The following is a 19283-nucleotide window of genomic DNA, read 5'->3' on the forward strand; positions in this document are numbered from 1 at the left end:
CTTATGCTAGATTATTCTTAGCAATTACGTATAAACTGACTTACAATTTTGAATGTGGAATATGGGAGGCATATATATGACAAATCTTAAAACAATCAAGAAAGAATTGTTTAAACATATCGATGAAGCAGGGGGACGGCTGGCTTATGATGTTTCAATGAATAAAGGTGACCTTCTCTTTTTTATACACGGTATAGGATGCAATAAAGCATCCTTCAAGCATGTATGGGATGCAGTGGAGTTAAAGGCGTATTCAAAACTGGCTGTTGATTTGATGGGCTATGGAGCATCGGATGGTCCAGAAGGTTTTTCGTATGATATGAAGGATCAAGCCCGGGCTTGTTTTGACCTTATTTTGTCTTTGGGCTTTGAAAAAATTCATGTGGTGGCCCATAGTATGGGCGGTGCTGTCGGTATTCTTTTAGCACAAATGATAGAGGACTCTGATAAATCATTGGAAAGCTTTGTGAGCGTAGAGGGAAATTTTATTGCCAGTGACTGCGGTCTGATCAGTCGAAAGATTATTGGAATGGATTATGAGTATTTTGAGAAGACGCACTTCAATTATCTTAAGGAAAATTCATCCCTATCCTATGATATGGGGGTCAAGGAATGGTCGCGCCAATTCAATGATGCCAATCCCCTAGGATTTTATAGGTCGGCATATAGTCTTGTGAAATGGTCAGACAGCGGTGATTTGCTTAAGATATTCAATAGCCTTCATTCAAAGAAAGCCTATATTTATGGGGCCGCTACGGAGGGGCTTGAAGTCCTTGGCGTTTTAGATGAAAAAATATGCCACCGCATAGAAAACTCGGGTCATTTTATAATGATAGAGGCACCAGAAGCCTTTCATGTAACCCTTAGAGATATTGTTCGCAGAGATTAATTATAAGGATAGTTTGATTGAAAAAAAGCACAGAGGCGTTAGCCCTGTGCTTTATCTGATCGCTTGTCTAAATGAGAAAACTCATCCATTAAAGTCTGAACGGCAGCAATTCTTGCGTTGATTTTCACTTGGAAAAGTTCTCCGCGTCCGTACCAATCGTTGCCCTCATGGACATATAGTGATTCTAGAAATGCTTTTAAGTGTTCGTAAGTGTAGTTTGGGTCGTTTTCAAGCTGGTCTTTTGTTGTATAATATATCTTGTCATAAGCTTCGTCGAATGCTGTTTCAAAATGGTCATCAAAAAACATAAAGCGCTCCTTTCATGCATAGTTTTATAAAAAAACTTTTAAAGTTAGAATGAGTTGCTAAAGCATCAAGGAAATTATACAGGTAATTGGTGTATGTTTCAAATAAAAAACATAATCATATCAAATTTGAAATGAGTGTGGAATGTCTAAGTCAATTAGATTTTTAAGAAAGTCAGAACAAGTATAGATTCGGAGTGACTGAATATGAGCAATCAAAAATCCAATAAAGCCCCTATGCAAGTGGAAAGGGTTCGACAAGTGGAAGGCTTAAAATACCTGAACACATTTGTTATTGACTATAAAACGAAATCAGGTCAAAAAAAACAGTGGGAGCTTGTTTCCAGACAGAATCAAGACAGGTTGGAAAAAGAAATATTTCAGGATAAGTCCTATACTGACGGCGCCATGGTCTTTGCCACAGATGAAGAAAAAACCAAGGTGGTTATATTAAAAGAATATCGGGTGAGTGCAGGCAAGTATGTCTATATGTTTCCGGCTGGTCTTGTGGAAGCTGGTGAGTCAATAGAAAAAGCCAGTGTGCGTGAGTTTAAAGAAGAGACCGGCATGGGTTTTGTACCCAAGTATGTGGAAAGAGAGCGGTATGTTTCTGTGGGCATTGTCAATGAAAGGGTCAACATAGTATATGGCACATATTTTGGACAGGCTTCTCAAAAGCATCAAGAAGACAATGAACATGCTGAGATATTGATTATTGATAGGGAACAGGCCTTGTATATACTGGAAAATGAGGAAGTGTCTATCAGGACAGCTATGCTTCTTCAGGGTTTCTTTCGTTTAAACCCCTACTTTCATGGTTAAGAACCTGTCCGCTTAGAGCAAGAAAAGACAGGTTTATTCCGAGGTAAACTGATATCTTATTCATAAGGAGATGGCGCTATGAACTGGATTGAGAACTTAAATAAGGCACTGGATTTCATTGAGGACAACTTAGATAAAGAGATTGATCCGGAAGAGGTTGCTAGGGCTGCTTACACTTCCAGATTTCATTTCCAAAGACTCTTCACAATGGTGTCGGGTTACAGGCTGGGAGAGTACATTCGCCAAAGAAGACTCTCGGTGGCTGTTTCTGACCTGCGAAAGACAGGGGTTAAAGTCATAGATGTTGCTATGAAGTACGGGTATGATTCTCCAGAAGCGTTTTCAAAGGCTTTTAAAAAGCTTCATGGGGTTTCGCCTTCCACAGTGCGCAAAGATGACAAAAGCTTTCAGGCCATTCCTCCGTTAAGATTTCAATTAACTGTGAAGGGAGAGGAACATATGAATTACACAATCATCAAGAAAGAGGCATTTGATATTATTGGCTATAAAAAGCACGTGAGCACTAAAAACAACGAAAACTTTATTGAGCTTCCAAAGTTTTGGGACAAGCTCCACGGCGAGGGCAAGGTGGAAGAATTGGCAAAAGCCGCTCCTGATGGAGACGTTTTAGGGGTGTGCCTCAACTACAATGATGGGGATGAAGAGTTTGACTATTACATTGCTGTACGCGGCAATGATGCTGGCTCAACAGATGAGGACCTTGTGAAGGCAAGAATACCAGAAAGCACCTGGGCTGTTTTTACCCATGCAGGTGAATTGCCAGATGCCATTCAGAATTTGTGGAAACAAATATATCATGAATGGTTTCCAGCAACAAATTATCAGCATGCTGGAACCGCAGAACTTGAAATTTATCCAACGGATTGCGAATGCCCAGATGGTATGAAATTTGAAATATGGATCCCTATTATTGAAAATGATAAGTCCGCATCAAAATAAAACCCTTTAATACGCAAATGCCAAGTCCAGCTCGAGGTTCGTGCTGGATTTTGGTTTTTTTTTATACTAATATAGAAACAGGCACTTATAAAGAAACAGACACTTATTAAGAACCAGACACAAGCCATTGCCACATCATGTTTGAGTTTGACTCTATCAAGATCTATGCAAGGTATAGTGCTGGCTTTTTATGTGTATATTGAGACGAGCCTATTTATAAAGGTGGTGAAGAAAATATGGACTATAGCTTTTCACAGTGGAAAGAGATATATAGAAAAAGAAGAGATATCGAAAAACCAGTTGGGCGTTTTGCACCGAGTCCAACGGGTTATATGCATCTTGGCAATGTTTGGGCGGCACTCTTAGCCTGGCTGGCCGTAAGAAAAGACAATGGAACAATGATCCTTCGCGTTGAGGATTTAGACCCTGATAGATCAAAATCCCATTTCACAGACCGCATAATCTCAGATATGAGATGGTTGGGGCTGGACTGGGATGAAGGCCCTCAACTTGGCGGCGATTTTGGACCCTATACCCAAGACCAGCGCAGGCACATTTATGCTTCAGCACTGAAAGATCTTCAAGAAAGAAAACTGGTGTACCCTTGCTTTTGTACAAGAAAAGAACTACGTGCTGCCAGTGCCCCTCATAGGGAAGATGGAATTTTTATCTATAACGGCAAGTGTAAAGAACTCAGCCATGACCAATTAGAAGAAAATCTTGAAACGAAACGCCACGCATATCGCATTGGGGTGCCAGATAAGGAATACAATTTTATTGATCTCAATTATGGGCAGTATAAGCAAAATTTAGCCAAGGACTGCGGAGATTTTGTCCTTTCAAGAGGTGACGGTGTGCATGCCTATCAATTGGCAGTGGTTGTGGATGATGCACTTATGGGAGTGGATACCGTCGTAAGAGGGTGCGACCTGATTGACTCAAGTCCCCGGCAGATCTTTTTGCATGAGTCCCTGGGATTTTGCCCGCCTAAATTCGGGCATGTCCCTCTTCTAAAAGGAGAAGACGCACAGCGACTTTCTAAAAGGCATAAGTCCCTTGATCTGGCATACTTGAGGGAAAACGGATGGACAGCCCAGGAAATTATAGGTCTTCTTGGGCATAAAGCTGGACTTATTGATAGATTTGAGGCTGTAAAAGCAGAAGACCTTATTGAAGCCTTCGACTGGAGTCGCTTGCCCCAGAATGACATTGTACTAGAAGACTCTGAACTTATAAAATGAGAGACTTGAGTCATTTAATTGAAAAACCTCTTTTAAAAGCCTCTTTGTTATAGATCGGAATTAATATATAATAGGTCACGGTGTTAAGAAATTGCTTGATATGTACTAGGAGATTCAAATGAAACAAGAAAAAAACAAGGGGTGTGTGGCCGTTGCCTTAAGTGGGGGTGTAGACAGCACTGCTGCTGCGATTCATCTTATGGACGAAGGATACACATGTTTTGGCATCACGATGTATTTGTTTGACTTGCCAGATGAAAATGGCATTATGAAACCACCATCATTTTTAAAGGATGCTGGGCGTGTGGCAGAAGAACTTGGCATAGAACATCATATAATTGATATGAGAGATGTTTTTAAAGAGAAAATCATGTTGCCCTTTGCAAAGGCCTATTTAAGTGGGGAAACCCCCAATCCGTGTGTGCTTTGCAATAGGGAGATAAAGTATGGGCTGCTTTTAGAAGAAGCCGTAAAACTTGGTGCAGATTACATGGCAACTGGTCATTATGCTAGAAATATATTTAATCCAGCGACTGGACAGTATCAACTCTTTAAGGGGCTTGCTGATAGGAAAGATCAGGCCTATGTTATGCATGGTCTTACACAAAAACAGTTATCTAGAATTCTTTTTCCGAATGGGTCTTACATGTCTAAGGAAGATATTAGAGAAGTTGTGGCGAAATGGGGAATTTTCACTGCCAGCAAAAAAGACTCAATGGGTATATGCTTTGTACCACATGGAGATTATGGAGCTGTTATCAAAGACCTCTTTCCTGGGACAATCGAGGAAGGCAATTTTGTCGACTTAGATGGTAATGTTCTTGGGCGACATAGGGGGATTGTATACTATACTGTGGGTCAAAAAAGAGGACTAGGCATTGAAACCACAGAACCGATGACGGTTATAGAAATTGATTCTAAGCGCAATCAAATTGTTTTAGGACCCGATGAAAAGACTTACTCCAAGGCCATAGTAACAGATACGTTTCACTTAATTAGTGAGATGAAAAGTAAAATCCCGGATCGTGTCCAGTTAAAAATGTTCAATTGGGGTCTTATGTTAGATGCATGGACAGAAGAACTGGAAAATGGTCAAGTGAAATTTATATTCGAAAAGCCTGAAAGGGCTCCTGCATGTGGACAACATGCAGTCATATACAATGATGAACAGTTGCTTGGCGGCGGGAAAATCGTAGCCATAGTGAAATAGTTCATACAGGAGGAATACATGGCTCTTGAATCAAAGAAGCTTATTTTTTCATTTGATATAGAATCAGATGGCCTATACGGTGAAGGTTTCGCTGTTGGTGTGGTTATAATTGATGTTGAAACTGGACGTATTGTGAATGAATTTTCAGGTGTTGTCGACAGTTACAAGGTGACGGATCGTTTTACAAAAGACAATATTGTTAAGTACCTGCGAGAAATGCCCAAATACTCAAACACGCATGCCCTGCGTGAAGCATTTTGGAAGTTTTATATCACCTACAGGACAGAGGCGGAAAGACAAAATCGTGAGATCATATTCCTTGCAGACAACTGTGCACCTGTTGAAGCAAGATTTCTGAGAGATTGTGTCATGGATGACCATAAAAACAGGAAGTTTAAGGCACCGTTTCCATTGATTGACCTTGCAACCGTCTTGTTGCTTAATGGTTATGAAAACCATTTGAATAGGCGGGCTTTTAGCAATTGTCCAGGCAGGAAACATCATCCTCTTGATGACGCCGCGGCCAGTGGTCTGACATTTTGGAAGCTCGTGTATGGGAAAAAAAGCAATTAAAAATAAACATTTTGTAATAATTATACTTTTATCTTATAATGATTGATGTAGGCGTGACATGATAATAGGAATCAATAACCAAGACTGTACCATACATAGATACGAATGAAAGTGGATATCTATATATGGTATATTCTTGGTTCGAAGAAATGATTCTAGTGTGCCTAAGAAACGATTAAACCAGGGTACCACGTTTGAAACGGACGCAGTGCTCTGGTTTAAGTTCTATTCAGACAGATAAAGATAAGCCCTGTATAGGGCACATAACAAGTTTGGAGTGGCAGTGTATGGACAAAAATTTCAGAATACTTAATCTAGACATCAGATACGATGACATTAAACTGTCAAATAAGCCTTGGAAACCAGCCTTAGCCTATGTGATTTTTGGCTTCTTGTGGATTACTTTTTCTGATTCAGTCTTGTCATATTTCGTAAGTGACATGGACACATATGGGAAGATCCAGATGTACAAGGGGTGGTTTTTCATAATAGGCACAGGTTTTATGCTTTACTATATGATAAAGGCGGACAACCACAAGGCCTATAAGATGACCAAAGAAATCGCCAGAAAGAACGAGGAACTTGTCACCTTTTCGGAAGAACTGGTGGCTATGGAGGCAGATCTTGAAAAACAACTTGTGGACTTAAACGCCCTGACAAAGGACATTAAGCATCAGAAGGATTTTATTAATGAAATATTCAACTCTAGCAATATGCTGATTATGGTCTGGAAACCATGCGGAGAGCTGGTAAATTGCAACACATACTTTAGGGAAATGCTCCAACTGGACAAGTCGCCACTGGGGGCAAAGTGGACAGAGGTTTGTCAGCTTGAAGAGGACGATATTGATTTCCAAGAGATCACACAAGCTATATTAAAAAATGGGAAAGTATCTGATATTGAAACGGAAGTTCGAACAGAAGCTGGAGAAATAGTCAATATCATTTGGAATATGTCCTACCTGGTGGATCCTGTAACAAAGGAAGACGTGATTGCTTCTTATGGCGCAAATATCACAGGGGAGCGCCAAAAAGAAAGAAGACTGCTGGAAGTGGCAACGACAGACCCTCTAACAAGTCTAAAAAACAGGGCTGCCTTTGAAAGTGAAATCGTTGATTGGATAGAAGAAAAAGAAGCTTTTACACTATATCTAATCGGACTTGATAATTTTAAATACCTAAATGATTTATATGGCCATTTATACGGTGATATTCTTCTTGAAAAAATGGGAAATGTTCTTTCAAGAGCCTTTTCAGGGTGTCGCATATATAAATGGAGTGGAGATGAATTTTTAATAGTGGATGAAAAGTCAGAAGTCGGTGATGTCAACCGCATGATACGATCCATTATGTCGCTTGTGATAAATAAATGGAGCCTAAAAGATATTGAGTATAGTTCATCTGCTTCGGTGGGCATCGTCCGTTATCCCTATAATGGATTAACCTTGTCCAACTTGGCATCAAATCTGGATATAGCTCTCAACCACGCTAAGAGAAACGGGCGGGGCCAACACCAATTTTTCTCTGAGACCTTTATGGAAAGCATCCGCTATGAAGCGGATTTGGAAGATGCATTAAGCACAGCTATTTTGGAAGATGATCTTGAACTGAACTATCAGCCCATTTATGACATGTCGACCAATCAAGTGGTTTCCTTGGAAGCCCTTTTACGCTGGCCAAACAATCCGCTTAACGAGAGCAACATTGGCAGGGTGATTAGCTTGGCAGAAAAAACAGGACAAATCACCGTTATTGATAAATGGGTGATTCGCAAGGTCTTTGAGGACATCCAAAATCATCCTGCATCTATGGGAAAGGTACAGGTATCGATCAATATTTCAGTCCAGTCCTTTCATTCTAAGAATTTTACAAGGTTCTTGCAGGAACAGTTGAAACTATATGAGGTGGACCCGCATAATATTGAACTGGAAATTACAGAGTATTCCTTAGCGGAAGACATAAATAAGTCAGCTGAAATCATTCACAGCATAAAGGCCCTAGGGGTCAAAATTGCCCTTGATGATTTTGGAACCAAGTACTCATCATTGAATTATTTAAGCAAGTTGTCCTTTGACGTCTTAAAAATTGACAAGTCGTATATAGATCATATTATGACAGATTATAAGGACCAGGCCATTGTGAAGCATCTCATAAAGCTTTCTAGTGATTTAAGTTTAACAACGATTGTGGAAGGCATTGAAAATGCTGAGCAAAGTCGTATTCTTATGGGGATGGGGTGTCAGTATGGTCAGGGCTATTACTACTGTAAGCCCAAACCCCTTGATGAAATCCTAGGCATTTTCGACGGCCGCTTCCGATATAAAACATCTTAAGAGCATTTCAACAAACTTCTAAGCTGTCGACTTTGTCGACAATTTAAAATGACGTCAGACCAATAGGTTCTGACGTCATTTTTTTAAATTTCATTCCATGCAACATATTTAACAAGAGAAGCCACGATTCGTTCAAGTCCCTTTTGATCTTCTTCATCAAAACGTTCGAATTTTGGGCTGTCAATATCAAGGACGGCGACAACTTCATCATCCACAATAATGGGGAGGACAATTTCTGAATTGGATGCAGAGTCACATGCGATATGTCCTGGAAAATCATGAACATTTTTAACCAGTTGTACAGTTTTTGTAGAAACGGCTGTGCCGCAAACCCCTTTTCCAACTTCAATATCAACACATGCAGGTTTTCCTTGGAAAGGTCCAAGTTTCAACTTGCCATTTTTCATAATGTAGAAGCCAACCCAGTTGATGTCCTCAATGAGTAAATCAAGTAGGGCGGATGCGTTAGAGAGGTTCGCCAGCCAATCGGGTTCGTCCCCAATGAGCCCCGTTAATTTAATGTTCATATACTTGTATAATTTGTCCTTTGTATCAAATATAACCTTATCTATTTGTTTCATAATGACCTCCTTAATATTTGAACCATTATACCATTATCGAAAGAATAAGCGAAATATAGACATACTGCTTGAAATCATTCAATTTACTTAAAGGGTGTCTGATCACTGCGGTCAAATTGAAAGAGTGACCAGGGCTCCGAATTGTGGGGATAGTCTACAATACATATCTCTTCCCCTGAAAAGGGGTGCTTAAAGACCAGTCTGTGAGACCAAAGGGCGATCTGTGTCCAGTTGCGATGTCTCCTGGCCCTTGGATTGTATTTGGCATCTCCCCAAAGCGGGAGTCCATGTGCTGCCATCTGGACCCGGATTTGATGGTGACGACCCGTTTGGAGTTGAACAAGCAAGAGGGAGAGGGGCTCTCTCTTATTTTGAACGGTCTCAAGGGTTTTGTAGTCAAGTCTGGCTTCCTTGGCACCTTCGTTATTTTTATGAACGGCCACACTTACGTTCTGACCGCTTTTCTTTTTTAGGTAGTCAACCAGTGTGGCTTGAGCTGGGTCAGCATGACCGCAAGCAATGCACAAATAACTTTTGTGAAAGTTTCTTTCCTTGATACACTGGGTCATTTTATCAGCAGCGGTCTTTGTTTTCGCATAGACAATAATGCCGCCAACTGGTCTGTCAAGTCGATGAATCACAAAGAGTTTTTTATGATTTAAGTGCCTTTCGAGCTGACTGCATAAATCAATATCACCTGAATCGTCTTTTTGACTGAGAGATTTTGGTGGTTTTTGCACTATAACTATATGTTCATCTTCAAAAAAAATCTTCATGTATGCCTCCGTCTGTTAGGGTCCAAGTCTGGTAATTTTTCAAAGGAAGTGATAAGGACTTTGGACTGAGTTTATTATACCTTTACAGCCTTTTAGGCACAAGCAGAGAAAGCGGTTGATTCGAATGTGAGAGATTCATGAATATTTCTGGTAATTTATTCATCCTGCGTTATGGATAAGTCCCTGTGGGTATACAAAAAACAAACCAATAGATTGGAAGGGGGAAGGACAATGTCAGTACATTTTTTCTATAATTATCGAGATGAATTGGTGAAAAAGTTGAAAGAGCATTATGCTGATGATGTTAAAAGTTGGAGGAAGCAGGAAGCCGAAAAACAACAGTTGAATGAAGCGGAGGCCATGCTTAAAAAGTACTTCAATTCCCTTGTCGATGAACTTGAGGATGTGATTGAGGCATCTAATGAAGAAATTGTCTTAGAGGACAATGACAATGTCATGGAATTTAGGATTCAACAAAACTTTGTGCGTTTCACTCGACAGGACAGGGCCATTCAAGTTAAGGTTGGCTACTATGTAACGGAAAATGACATGGTCGAAACAGCCATTCTTGGATATGTGGTGCCAGGCGACAAACGGGCTGTTATGAAAAAAGTTGGTAAGATTCATGATGGCAGCACATTCGATGAGAACACGATCAATTACTATTTGCGCTCTGCTTTTAGCGAGTGGCTTCAAAATTTGGTAGGGACCAACGAAGAAACTGTATAAACTGGTTCTGCACTGAATTTCGTCAAGGATCTGATGGTGATTGAATTTGAAACAAGCTGGTTGTTAAAAGAATATTTGAAACGAAAACTGACATCCCGCTGAATGAAGATTCAGTAGGATGTCAGTGTGTTTTTCCTATGCTTTTTTATCCATAAACAAACCTTGGTACCAGGCCAATTGGTCTTCTTCTTGAGTGGTTGGCGGTTTTATGGCTTTGAGCCTGTGATAAAAGTCAAAAAGCTTTCTTAGAAAGCCACCCGATTTTGTCAAGAATACAAAGGCGTCAGGATGGTTTTTAAACTGGTCTTTCATTCTTTTTCGCTTCATCCTGAGGCTGGAATCAGGCTCCACAGAGACGGAAATTATATGAAAGTCTGATTCATACTGCATGACGAAATCTATAAGGGCATTCAAATGCTCTGTTTCAAAGGTTTTATCAAACTCTGAAAGGGCCTCAACCACGTGATTATGGGCTTCGAAAATTTCTTGAAGATGATCTAAAAAATGATCAGGGTCTTCTTGTAGGGCGGCCCATGCTTCTTCAAAGTTTTGCTCTTCACTGTAAAAGTGTTTGTATTCCTCACGCATATCTTCCAATTTGTCATACATAATATCCATGGACAAAAGTTTATTGGAATCATTATCGTCAGTTTTGGGATTGGAAGCTTTAGACTTTGTAGGACCCTCCACCTGTGCATGTTCGCTATAGGTGGTCTTGCCTTGTCTCAAATGGTTTATAGGTTTACCGGCTTTTGAAGTTTTACCGATTTTCATAAGATCACCACCAATAAAATAGATTTCCCGCTTGTACCACTGGGTTACTATATATATCGGCATAAATTGTATAATTTTCACATTTGAAATAAAAATGTTGTGAAATACGGAATACTGTACAAAAACGCAAATTGCATCTTGTTCATCTTATACTTAAGCTAGATTATTTACGTGTATATTTCGGCTTATATGGTAAAATATTCGTAGTGACCAACATAGATCGAAAGGAAGGCTGATTTAGTGTCCACAAGATTTGAAGAGATGAGAAGAACCATTGCGGATCGCTTGCTCGATTCGAAATTTTTAGATAGGTATCAACTGGACGAAGAGAAGCTACATAGATTTCTTTACAGTGATCATTTTCATAAAGCCCTACTGAGCATTATTGAAAACAGCAATTATGATTCTCGGACTCTATATGAGGCCATGATGCCACTGCTTAAAGATATTATGCCTGCTGATCATCCGGAAAATGTTCTGGATTACATATACAAGTTTGTACTGCGCCTTGCATTTCCAAATGCTCTGGAGTTTGATGTCATTGATGAAATGGAAGCGCCTTGCCATGTCTATTTACAAGCTCTGAAAACCCTGTCAGAATTCCAAAAGACGTCACAGGATGGATCTTGGCAAAGTCGATACCCTATGGAGCTTTTAAGAGAGAGGGATATAGAAAAGCTCGAGGATGATTATGAATACAGACGTCTTCTAAGAGCCTTTGATGAGGAATACACCTACGAGCTTATGAAACTCAATCAAGAGGTTGTTGGATATTCCACCCTTGATCATGTATGTGGTGTTCACTATTTGGCTATGAAAGTGGCCAGACAGCTTAAAAGAGCGGGTATTCCCCTCGATATGGGCAGGGTATCTGGTGCGGCAGCTGGTCATGATGTGGGGAAGTACGGCTGTAAAAAAGAAGAACAAAAAAGAGTGGCTTATTACCACTATTACTATACAGGAGAATGGTTCAAAAAAAGAGATATTGTCTACATTCGTAATGTGGCAATCAACCATTCCACATGGGATTTGGAACTTGAAAACCTGCCGATTGAAGCTTTGATTCTCATATACAGTGATTTCAGGGTCAAGTCTAATGAAAATCGTCAAATGACATACTACACACTTGATGATTCCTTCAAGGTCATCCTTGAAAAGCTAGACAATGTCGATGAAGCCAAGGAAAACAGGTATAGACGTGTCTATAGAAAACTTAAGGATTTTGAAGAGTATATGTTTTATATGGGTGTCAATGTAAACCCAGATTCTGCTTACGAGTTGCCTGATGACTTTAAACCAGAGTACGATCATTATTCCCTCCTGCAAGGGAAAGATATTATTCAAAATGCCAAGTATGCTTCAATCAGTCATAACATTAGACTCATGCACCACCTGCGTAATGAGACATCCCTTAATAAAATGCTGGAAAGCGCTAGAGATCTTGGCGATTTGAGTGGTCTTCGTGGCTATATTGAAGTCCTTGAAGAATATCATCCGTATTTAACGCAAAAGCAAAAGCTGATCGTTATAAAATTCTTGTATGAACAGCTTATTATGCCTGAGGAAGATATACGCAAACAATGTGCGGCCCTGCTTGGTGTCGTCATCGGAACCTATGATGAAGAACTTCGAAAAGAGCTTCCAAAGGATGCCTTGCTAGAAAAACCGGAAATCATGTCCATCGACCTATTCCAAAAATACCTGGAGGCCTTCTTCTATCCAGACCAAAAGATTATTGGAAAGCATAGGGGCTGGATCAGCTATGCCTCTAGGAGTATGGTTCGGGCTTACTTCAAGGCGCAAATGAACTTATCTAAAAAATGTGATGCCGTCGAAGTCTTCCTGTCCTACCTAAGACGACCACTAGACAATAACGACATCCGTTTTTACTTGCTTGCAACCATCCCTGGTCTGCCTTTTAACGATTGTACAGAAGACCAGAAGAATGAAGTTGTCAACTATGTTTACGGTATGCTTGTGGCAGAGCATCTTGAGACCAAGCTGGCTGCCTTTAGGGCCCTTAACGAAATGATGCCTTACGCCAAGGAAAGGCTGCAGAAAAAACATAGGGTGGGTGAGACCCTAAGTGAAGGTCTTGAGGCTTCTCCAAGTCCAGCCCTTAACTATGCACGCCTAAAACTGGTTGAGACCCTAGAGTTAGATGAAGATATTCGTGAAAGATATGCCAAGCCTTGCCGCCAAGACCTTGCTGAAATATCGACCCTCTTCTTGAGCAATTTAAAATCAGCCACCCATTTTATAGCCAAGAGATTTCAGGTGGACTTGCTTGTGCGCCATACCATGGACGAAAAATATGACAATGCCTTTTACACGGCTATGCACTTTTGCAACCTCTTAAAGGTGAGTGCGGTTGAGACCGTTAGAAATAGAGCTGGTGCAGGCCTCATAGAAATTGTACCCTATCTGTCTTTTGAGCAGAGGAATGACATTGTCGTGGAACTTTTAAGAGCCCTAGAAATGGAATCCTACCAATTTACAAGGTATATTCCCCAGTACCTAGGCCGTATACTCATGTACATAAAGCCTGTTGAGTTAGACGAGATTCTTGATAGTTTTCAAGAGAAAGTCAAAAGTGCAAATGCCCAGATCACAACCCTTATGATCAAGACTGTAGGCTATGCTTTAAGTCACTACACAACTTACAAAGAAATGTGTGTGGATGACGACAAGGGTTACCACAAACGTATGGTGACCATGCTGGGAATTCTCTTTAATGGATTTGTGAATTATAATCCAGTGGTCAACCAAGTGGCCTTCCGTGTCATTGGCCAGAGGATATTTGAATCAAGACACATGAGCCGTGAAATGAAGACGGAAATATTTAAGCTGTCCATCAAAAAAATAATGGCTCTTATGGTGGATACTGATGAAAACATAGAGTTAGTATTCTTCAACAATTCTGCTGGACTAAAAAATATATATAGGTTTATATCCGACTATTCTTTCGATGAGGGCTCCATAGAACTCCCTGAGAACAGAAAGGTTGCCTTTTTCCCAGGGGCCTTTGATCCATTCAGTTTGAGTCATAAGGAGATTGCAAAAGAAATTAGGGACCTAGGCTTTGAAGTTTACCTCGCTGTCGATGAGTTTTCATGGTCAAAGCGAACCCAGCCTAACTTGATTCGAAGAGACATTATAAAAATGTCCGTGGCAGATGAAGTTGACATTTACACCTATCCGCGTTATTTGCCGACGAATATTGCCAATGTAAACGACTTGAATGAACTTCGGGTTAAATTTAAAGATTCCGATGTCCATATTGTTGTTGGTGGGGATGTTATCGTGAATGCATCTGCCTACAAAGACCCTCACGAAGAAGGGGGAATAACCAGTTTCAAACATGTTGTGTTTGATCGGATTATTCCAAATGCACCAGACCGGGATGCAGCCTTTAAAAAAGCATTTGACATGTTGCCGCAAGGGTCTGTGCGTTTACAGCTCCCAGAGCAGTTTTCAAATATCAGTTCAACGCAAATTAGAAATTATATTGATGACAACAGGGACATATCAGAGCTTGTTGATCCGCTGGCTCAAAGGTTTATATATGAGCGTGGACTTTATCAGCGTGAACCTATGTACAAGGAAATACTCACAACAAAGTCTCTAACTCTTGAAATCGTTGAAGAACCCACACCAACGCTTCTTGAAGAACTGGCAACAGTGGTCAAGTATGACTTCAGTGAGGCCTACACACGCTTTAAAGACGTTTCCAACAAAAAGAGCTTTAGGCTTCTTGTCCTACGGAGTGTGGAAGACAATAGGAGGATCATTGGTTTTTCAGCCTTCCACTGGTTAAGAACCATAGACATCTACTTGGAATTTGAAGATGAGTATTTGTCAGATTATATCAGGGATCATTCCGTGGGAAGGCTTGTGGTTATTGATGGCATCTATCGAAACGCAGATGACAAGTCGCCTAATGTGGAGCAACGGCTGTTAACGGAAACCCTGGCCTTCTGTTTGTCCCGAGATTATAGCTATGCCATTTATAAAGATATGATCACAGAACATGTGGACACCAAGCTGACCAATGTATTGAGGATGCAGGGCTTTCTAAACGTGCTGGGCAAGGAATCAGGGGAATCTGTATACGTTGTCAATATGTCGACACCTTGTACCCTAAATATGGATGCAAAGTCTATGTTAAAGGCACCGTTTAGGGGGTCGCCTAAGGTCTTAAAGGCTATAAAAAGAAGCCGAAGCAGACTGCAGAAGTCCCTTACAAAACTTTATCCGGGACACCTTGTTCTGTCCTTTGACAGAACCATGATTTATGAACACCTCATTAAGAAAATTTGTGATGAAAACAATATGCCAACAACGCCTTTGGTGCCAAAGACAAATGGGGATGCCATGTGTGTTCCGTTTGGACAAATATTCAACAGGTGGAGGTTGCCCAACACTGTGACCAAGTCATTGCATACAGAGAAATATTTTACGTCGGATTTGAGGCGTCATGAAATCATGGCTGCACCGCATTACCTTGATTTAGAGAATCAAGTTAAGACAATCAAATCATTCAACAGACCTGTCATCATTGTGGATGATCTCCTAAACAAGGGTTATAGAATCAATGTTTTAGAACCCCTCTTTAGGCAAGAAGAGGTGGAGATAAAGAAATTCTTTGTAGGCATTCTTTCAGGACGCGGAAAAGCCATCATGGAGCGGGCGAATATCGAAGTGGATTCAGCCTATTTCATACCGCGCCTCAAAGTTTGGTTTACTGAAAGTAAAATGTATCCTTTTATTGGCGGGGACATACTTTGGCGTGGAACGACACCAGAGCGAAGTCTTATACCATCAATTAATTTAATCCTGCCTTACACCTTCCCTTCCTATATACGGGATGCGTCAAAGCAGGCCATTTATAAGGTTTCAGAAATTTGCCTTATAAATTCCATTGAAATTCTTGAAGCCCTGGAAGAAGAATATCAAAACCACCATGAGCGCATGTTGACTGTGGCTCAACTGGGTGAGGTTATATTGTCTCCTAGAATTCCTGATAAGGGCTTCAATATTGACTACGATATGAATCATAAGGCAACAGATTATCTTAAAAATGAATTGGAACATCTAAGAAGACTTAGAAACACGTTCCGTTAGATTTGGTTCGGAGGGATGACATGAAGGTTTATGACTTAAAGATTTATGACTTAGAAGAAGCTTTTGGACTAACACTAGAAAATCTGAATTTGGACCACAAAGAGCTGGCCATAGATGATTTGGAGCTGGAATTTAAAAAGGGGGATAAGCCCCTTGTCTGGCTGATTCATGATGAGGCCAAGGAAGCTAAGTTGACTTATTGTGTGAACCAGGTTTCCGGTCTTGGGCAGTCTGCAGAGAAGGTGACCTATCTTGACAGTTCAAGAGATGAACCTTTAGATCTGCCTGATTTCATTTTAAATAGGATTGAAGATAAAGGCATACGTGTTATCAATACAGGACAGGCTGGATGGCAAGACCATATTTTGCCCCTGCCAGATAAAAAGTGGCGTGTTAATGTATTGGGCCTGGGCGATGTGGGTGGAACCCTGCTGACGGGTTTAAGGCTGATGGGACATGGGACAATATCAGAAATTGGTCTATTTGATCTCGATTCAAAGCGTCGCCGAAGGTGGGCTCTTGAACTGGGACAAATTTTAGATCCCAATATCAAAGATTACCCAACCATACGCGAAGTGGAAATGGATGATCTGTTCGATTGTGACATGTTTGTATTCTGTGCCAGCAGGTCTGTGCCTCAGGTGGGTTCCAATGTATCAGATGTTCGAATGATTCAGTATGAGAGCAATTCAAAAATTATTGTGCCTTATGCAAAAATGGCGCGGGATAAAGGATTTAAAGGCATATTTGCAGTGGTTTCAGACCCTGTTGACCAGCTTTGTTACAGGGTCTTTAAGAGCTCAAACTTAAATGATGAGGGACAATTTGATGGACGGGGATTAAAGGCGGAACAAGTTCGTGGCTATGGGCTTGGTGTCATGTTTGCAAGGGCTTCCTACTATGCCCAGTGTCATGGCATACCTTTTTCAAATGGACGGGCCTATGGGCCACATGGCAAGGATCTTGTGGTGGTTAATGACCCTCAGAACTATGATGAGGCCATTTCACAAACCCTTACAGACCTGACTGTCAAGGCAAATCTTGAAGTACGCGAAGCGGGTTATAAGCCTTTTATAGCACCAGCCCTTTCCTCTGGGGCCCTATCGCTGATTAACACCATGAATGGGAACTGGCATGACAGCGCCATTATGATGGGTGGTGTTTATATTGGTTGTCGGAATAGGCTCACAAACAATGGACTTGAGGTGGAACGACAGCCCATGAAGACCGGAGTTGTGAAAAGACTTGAACATGTGGTGAAGGTGTTGAAGGCATATGTCTAGTTTAGGTGCAACAGTACATGTTCTAAGATTCTCAAGTCAACCTGTATCCCCTGGAAAGTCTTTGCGTATAGATCGGATGATAGAGGCAGCCGTTAAGGGATTAGAACCAAATGTGGTGCGCTGTGATGTTAGCAAAATGAACGGACTCAAAAACAAGCGAATCATTGTGGCCATTGATGCGGATGAAATAGGTGGTCAAAAAGAGCTTTATGACTGGTTAAGGCGATTAAGTCAAGACTATCAAGCAAGTGGGTGTCCTCCGCTCAGTGGGTCAACGGCTTGTGTGCTGGTTAATTCTGACGGGCCATACTATACCAAACGATTGGCCCAATATGCCATTTTTCATATGAACCGATTTGGCTGTCGCTTTCTTGGCCATCCCCTAGTTGAGGCTGTGGCTGATCTACAAAATTTTAAAACCTGGAAAAAAGTTGTTGATATACCACTGGAAAAACTCCTTGAGGCCAAGTGTTCAGAACTGGGTGTTCGACTTCGGGATTTTAAAGTGGCAGGCATTAAGAAACCTAAAATACTGGTGCTTCATTCCAGTTCACATGACACTTCAAACACCTTGAGACTATGGTCTATGGTGGCAGAACACCTAGAAGGCTTTGAAATGAAAGAGCACCGTATTGAAGATGATAAAATTGCTGAGTGTAAGGGATGCAGTTTTAAGACCTGCATGCACTACTCTGAAATGAAAAGCTGCTACTATGGTGGCATGATGGTTGAACAAATTCTCCCCGCTATGGAGTGGGCTGATGCGGTTATATGGGTTTGTCCCAATTACAATGATGCCATCTCGGCCAAATTAATGGCTGTCATCAATCGAATGACTGTTCTTTACAGGCGAATAACATTTTATGATAAGCGTCTTTTTGGCATTATTGTGTCTGGAAATTCAGGCAGTGACTTGGTTATGACCCAGCTCCTAGGTGCGGTCAATATCAACAAAGGTTACATGTTGCCACCGCAATTTGGATTTTCGGCCATTGCCAATGATCCGGGCAGTATTGAACAAGCCACAAATATACATAAGCGGGCAAAAGCTTTTGCTGACAATATCAAAGCGGAGTTTGCCCTAGACTTAGTGATACTTTAAGGGCAAGGTTTCTAACAATATGAAAAGAAGTTTTTAAGCATTTTGTATAGGTTTCAGACCACTTAATTATGTGTGCATCATACGCTTATTAAGTGGTTTGTAGTTTGTATACATTCACTGAATGCTTGAATTCTTTTTTGGAAAATATCTTGTCATCGAATCGTAATAAAAATAGTTGTTGAATAATCTGAAAATTCTGTTATAATAGAATTATCAAATAAACAAAGTGAATTCACAAATTGATGTATCTAAGAATTTGGAAGAGGTGAGACCACCAGGTTGACGTTTAGAATCGAAAGTGAAACAGAAGTTAGTTCAAGTTCTAAGGTGTACGTCAAAGGAGATGGTGCCGCCATATTAGAATCAGGTGCAACATAAATGAAACATATGAATTGTAAACTATACACAAGTGATTAAAAGCTACTTTCTGATTATAGAGGAGAGTAGCTTTTTTAATGCGCAAAGTATCGACGACCAAGTCCCCTTTCCTAAAGTTTTCTAAAAACCTTCTATTCTCGAACCAATCGTTGAAAAATTCTATCTGTTTCCAATCCAATTTAAGAATTAAAAAGTATACGTTT

At 40.6% G+C, this 19283-nt stretch carries 15 protein-coding genes; 11 read left to right on the forward strand and 4 right to left on the reverse strand.

What is annotated here, in order from left to right:
• Positions 1-76 precede the first annotated feature (76 nt).
• The gene (locus tag ACQ4KW_RS05965; protein ID WP_430885621.1) at positions 77-889 is read left to right on the forward strand and encodes an alpha/beta fold hydrolase; all 813 of its coding nucleotides are present in this window, start codon (positions 77-79) and stop codon (positions 887-889) included.
• A gap of 38 nt (positions 890-927) precedes the next feature.
• Here the strand turns inward: ACQ4KW_RS05965 and ACQ4KW_RS05970 are convergent, their stop codons facing one another.
• Positions 928-1197 (reverse strand): hypothetical protein, encoded by a 270-nt coding sequence (locus ACQ4KW_RS05970; protein WP_430885622.1) that lies wholly within the window; start codon positions 1195-1197, stop codon positions 928-930.
• A 204-nt stretch (positions 1198-1401) separates the two neighbouring features.
• Here ACQ4KW_RS05970 and ACQ4KW_RS05975 point away from each other — a divergent pair, with 204 nt between their 5' ends.
• The 6 genes from ACQ4KW_RS05975 (at position 1402) to ACQ4KW_RS06000 (ending at position 8333) form a co-directional block, all read left to right on the forward strand.
• On the forward strand, positions 1402-2016 hold the full coding sequence (locus ACQ4KW_RS05975; RefSeq protein WP_430885623.1) for an NUDIX hydrolase: 615 nt from the start codon (positions 1402-1404) through the stop codon (positions 2014-2016).
• Between the two features lie 78 nt (positions 2017-2094).
• Positions 2095-2976, forward strand: a complete 882-nt coding sequence (locus tag ACQ4KW_RS05980; protein ID WP_430885624.1) for an AraC family transcriptional regulator — start codon at positions 2095-2097, stop codon at positions 2974-2976.
• Positions 2977-3212: 236 nt separating this feature from the next.
• Complete coding sequence (gene gluQRS / locus ACQ4KW_RS05985; protein WP_430885625.1) at positions 3213-4217, forward strand: tRNA glutamyl-Q(34) synthetase GluQRS; 1005 nt, start codon at positions 3213-3215, stop codon at positions 4215-4217.
• A 118-nt stretch (positions 4218-4335) separates the two neighbouring features.
• On the forward strand, positions 4336-5427 hold the full coding sequence (mnmA, locus tag ACQ4KW_RS05990; protein ID WP_430885626.1) for a tRNA 2-thiouridine(34) synthase MnmA: 1092 nt from the start codon (positions 4336-4338) through the stop codon (positions 5425-5427).
• Between the two features lie 18 nt (positions 5428-5445).
• Positions 5446-6000, forward strand: a complete 555-nt coding sequence (locus ACQ4KW_RS05995) for a hypothetical protein (protein ID WP_430885627.1) — start codon at positions 5446-5448, stop codon at positions 5998-6000.
• A 287-nt stretch (positions 6001-6287) separates the two neighbouring features.
• Positions 6288-8333, forward strand: a complete 2046-nt coding sequence (locus tag ACQ4KW_RS06000) for a putative bifunctional diguanylate cyclase/phosphodiesterase (protein WP_430885628.1) — start codon at positions 6288-6290, stop codon at positions 8331-8333.
• Between the two features lie 83 nt (positions 8334-8416).
• On the opposite strand, the gene ACQ4KW_RS06005 is transcribed toward ACQ4KW_RS06000, so the two are convergent.
• Together ACQ4KW_RS06005 and ACQ4KW_RS06010 are read right to left on the reverse strand one after the other, a co-directional pair.
• Positions 8417-8914, reverse strand: a complete 498-nt coding sequence (locus ACQ4KW_RS06005) for a GAF domain-containing protein (protein ID WP_430885629.1) — start codon at positions 8912-8914, stop codon at positions 8417-8419.
• 83 nt (positions 8915-8997) lie between these two features.
• A complete protein-coding gene (locus ACQ4KW_RS06010; protein ID WP_430885630.1) occupies positions 8998-9690 on the reverse strand; it encodes an RluA family pseudouridine synthase in 693 nt (230 codons plus the stop codon).
• A gap of 231 nt (positions 9691-9921) precedes the next feature.
• Between ACQ4KW_RS06010 and ACQ4KW_RS06015 the strand changes: the two genes are divergently transcribed.
• Positions 9922-10419 carry a hypothetical protein gene (locus tag ACQ4KW_RS06015; RefSeq protein ID WP_430885631.1) on the forward strand — a complete coding sequence of 166 codons (498 nt, stop codon included), beginning with the start codon at positions 9922-9924 and terminating at the stop codon, positions 10417-10419.
• A 135-nt stretch (positions 10420-10554) separates the two neighbouring features.
• On the opposite strand, the gene ACQ4KW_RS06020 is transcribed toward ACQ4KW_RS06015, so the two are convergent.
• Positions 10555-11193, reverse strand: coding sequence for a hypothetical protein (locus tag ACQ4KW_RS06020; RefSeq protein ID WP_430885632.1), 639 nt, complete (start codon positions 11191-11193; stop codon positions 10555-10557).
• Positions 11194-11454: 261 nt separating this feature from the next.
• On the opposite strand from ACQ4KW_RS06020, the gene ACQ4KW_RS06025 reads away from it, so the two are divergent.
• The 3 genes from ACQ4KW_RS06025 to ACQ4KW_RS06035 are packed head-to-tail and all read left to right on the forward strand — an operon-like array spanning position 11455 to position 18702.
• Positions 11455-16317, forward strand: a complete 4863-nt coding sequence (locus ACQ4KW_RS06025) for a cytidyltransferase (RefSeq protein ID WP_430885633.1) — start codon at positions 11455-11457, stop codon at positions 16315-16317.
• 20 nt (positions 16318-16337) lie between these two features.
• The gene (locus tag ACQ4KW_RS06030) at positions 16338-17600 is read left to right on the forward strand and encodes a lactate/malate family dehydrogenase (RefSeq protein ID WP_430885634.1); all 1263 of its coding nucleotides are present in this window, start codon (positions 16338-16340) and stop codon (positions 17598-17600) included.
• Complete coding sequence (locus ACQ4KW_RS06035) at positions 17593-18702, forward strand: flavodoxin family protein (RefSeq protein ID WP_430885635.1); 1110 nt, start codon at positions 17593-17595, stop codon at positions 18700-18702. The genes ACQ4KW_RS06030 and ACQ4KW_RS06035 overlap by 8 nt, the downstream gene beginning before the upstream one ends.
• Positions 18703-19283 lie beyond the last annotated feature (581 nt).

The organism is Tianxiuia mixotrophica (assembly GCF_050596425.1).
GTDB lineage: Bacteria > Bacillota > Clostridia > Peptostreptococcales > Acidaminobacteraceae.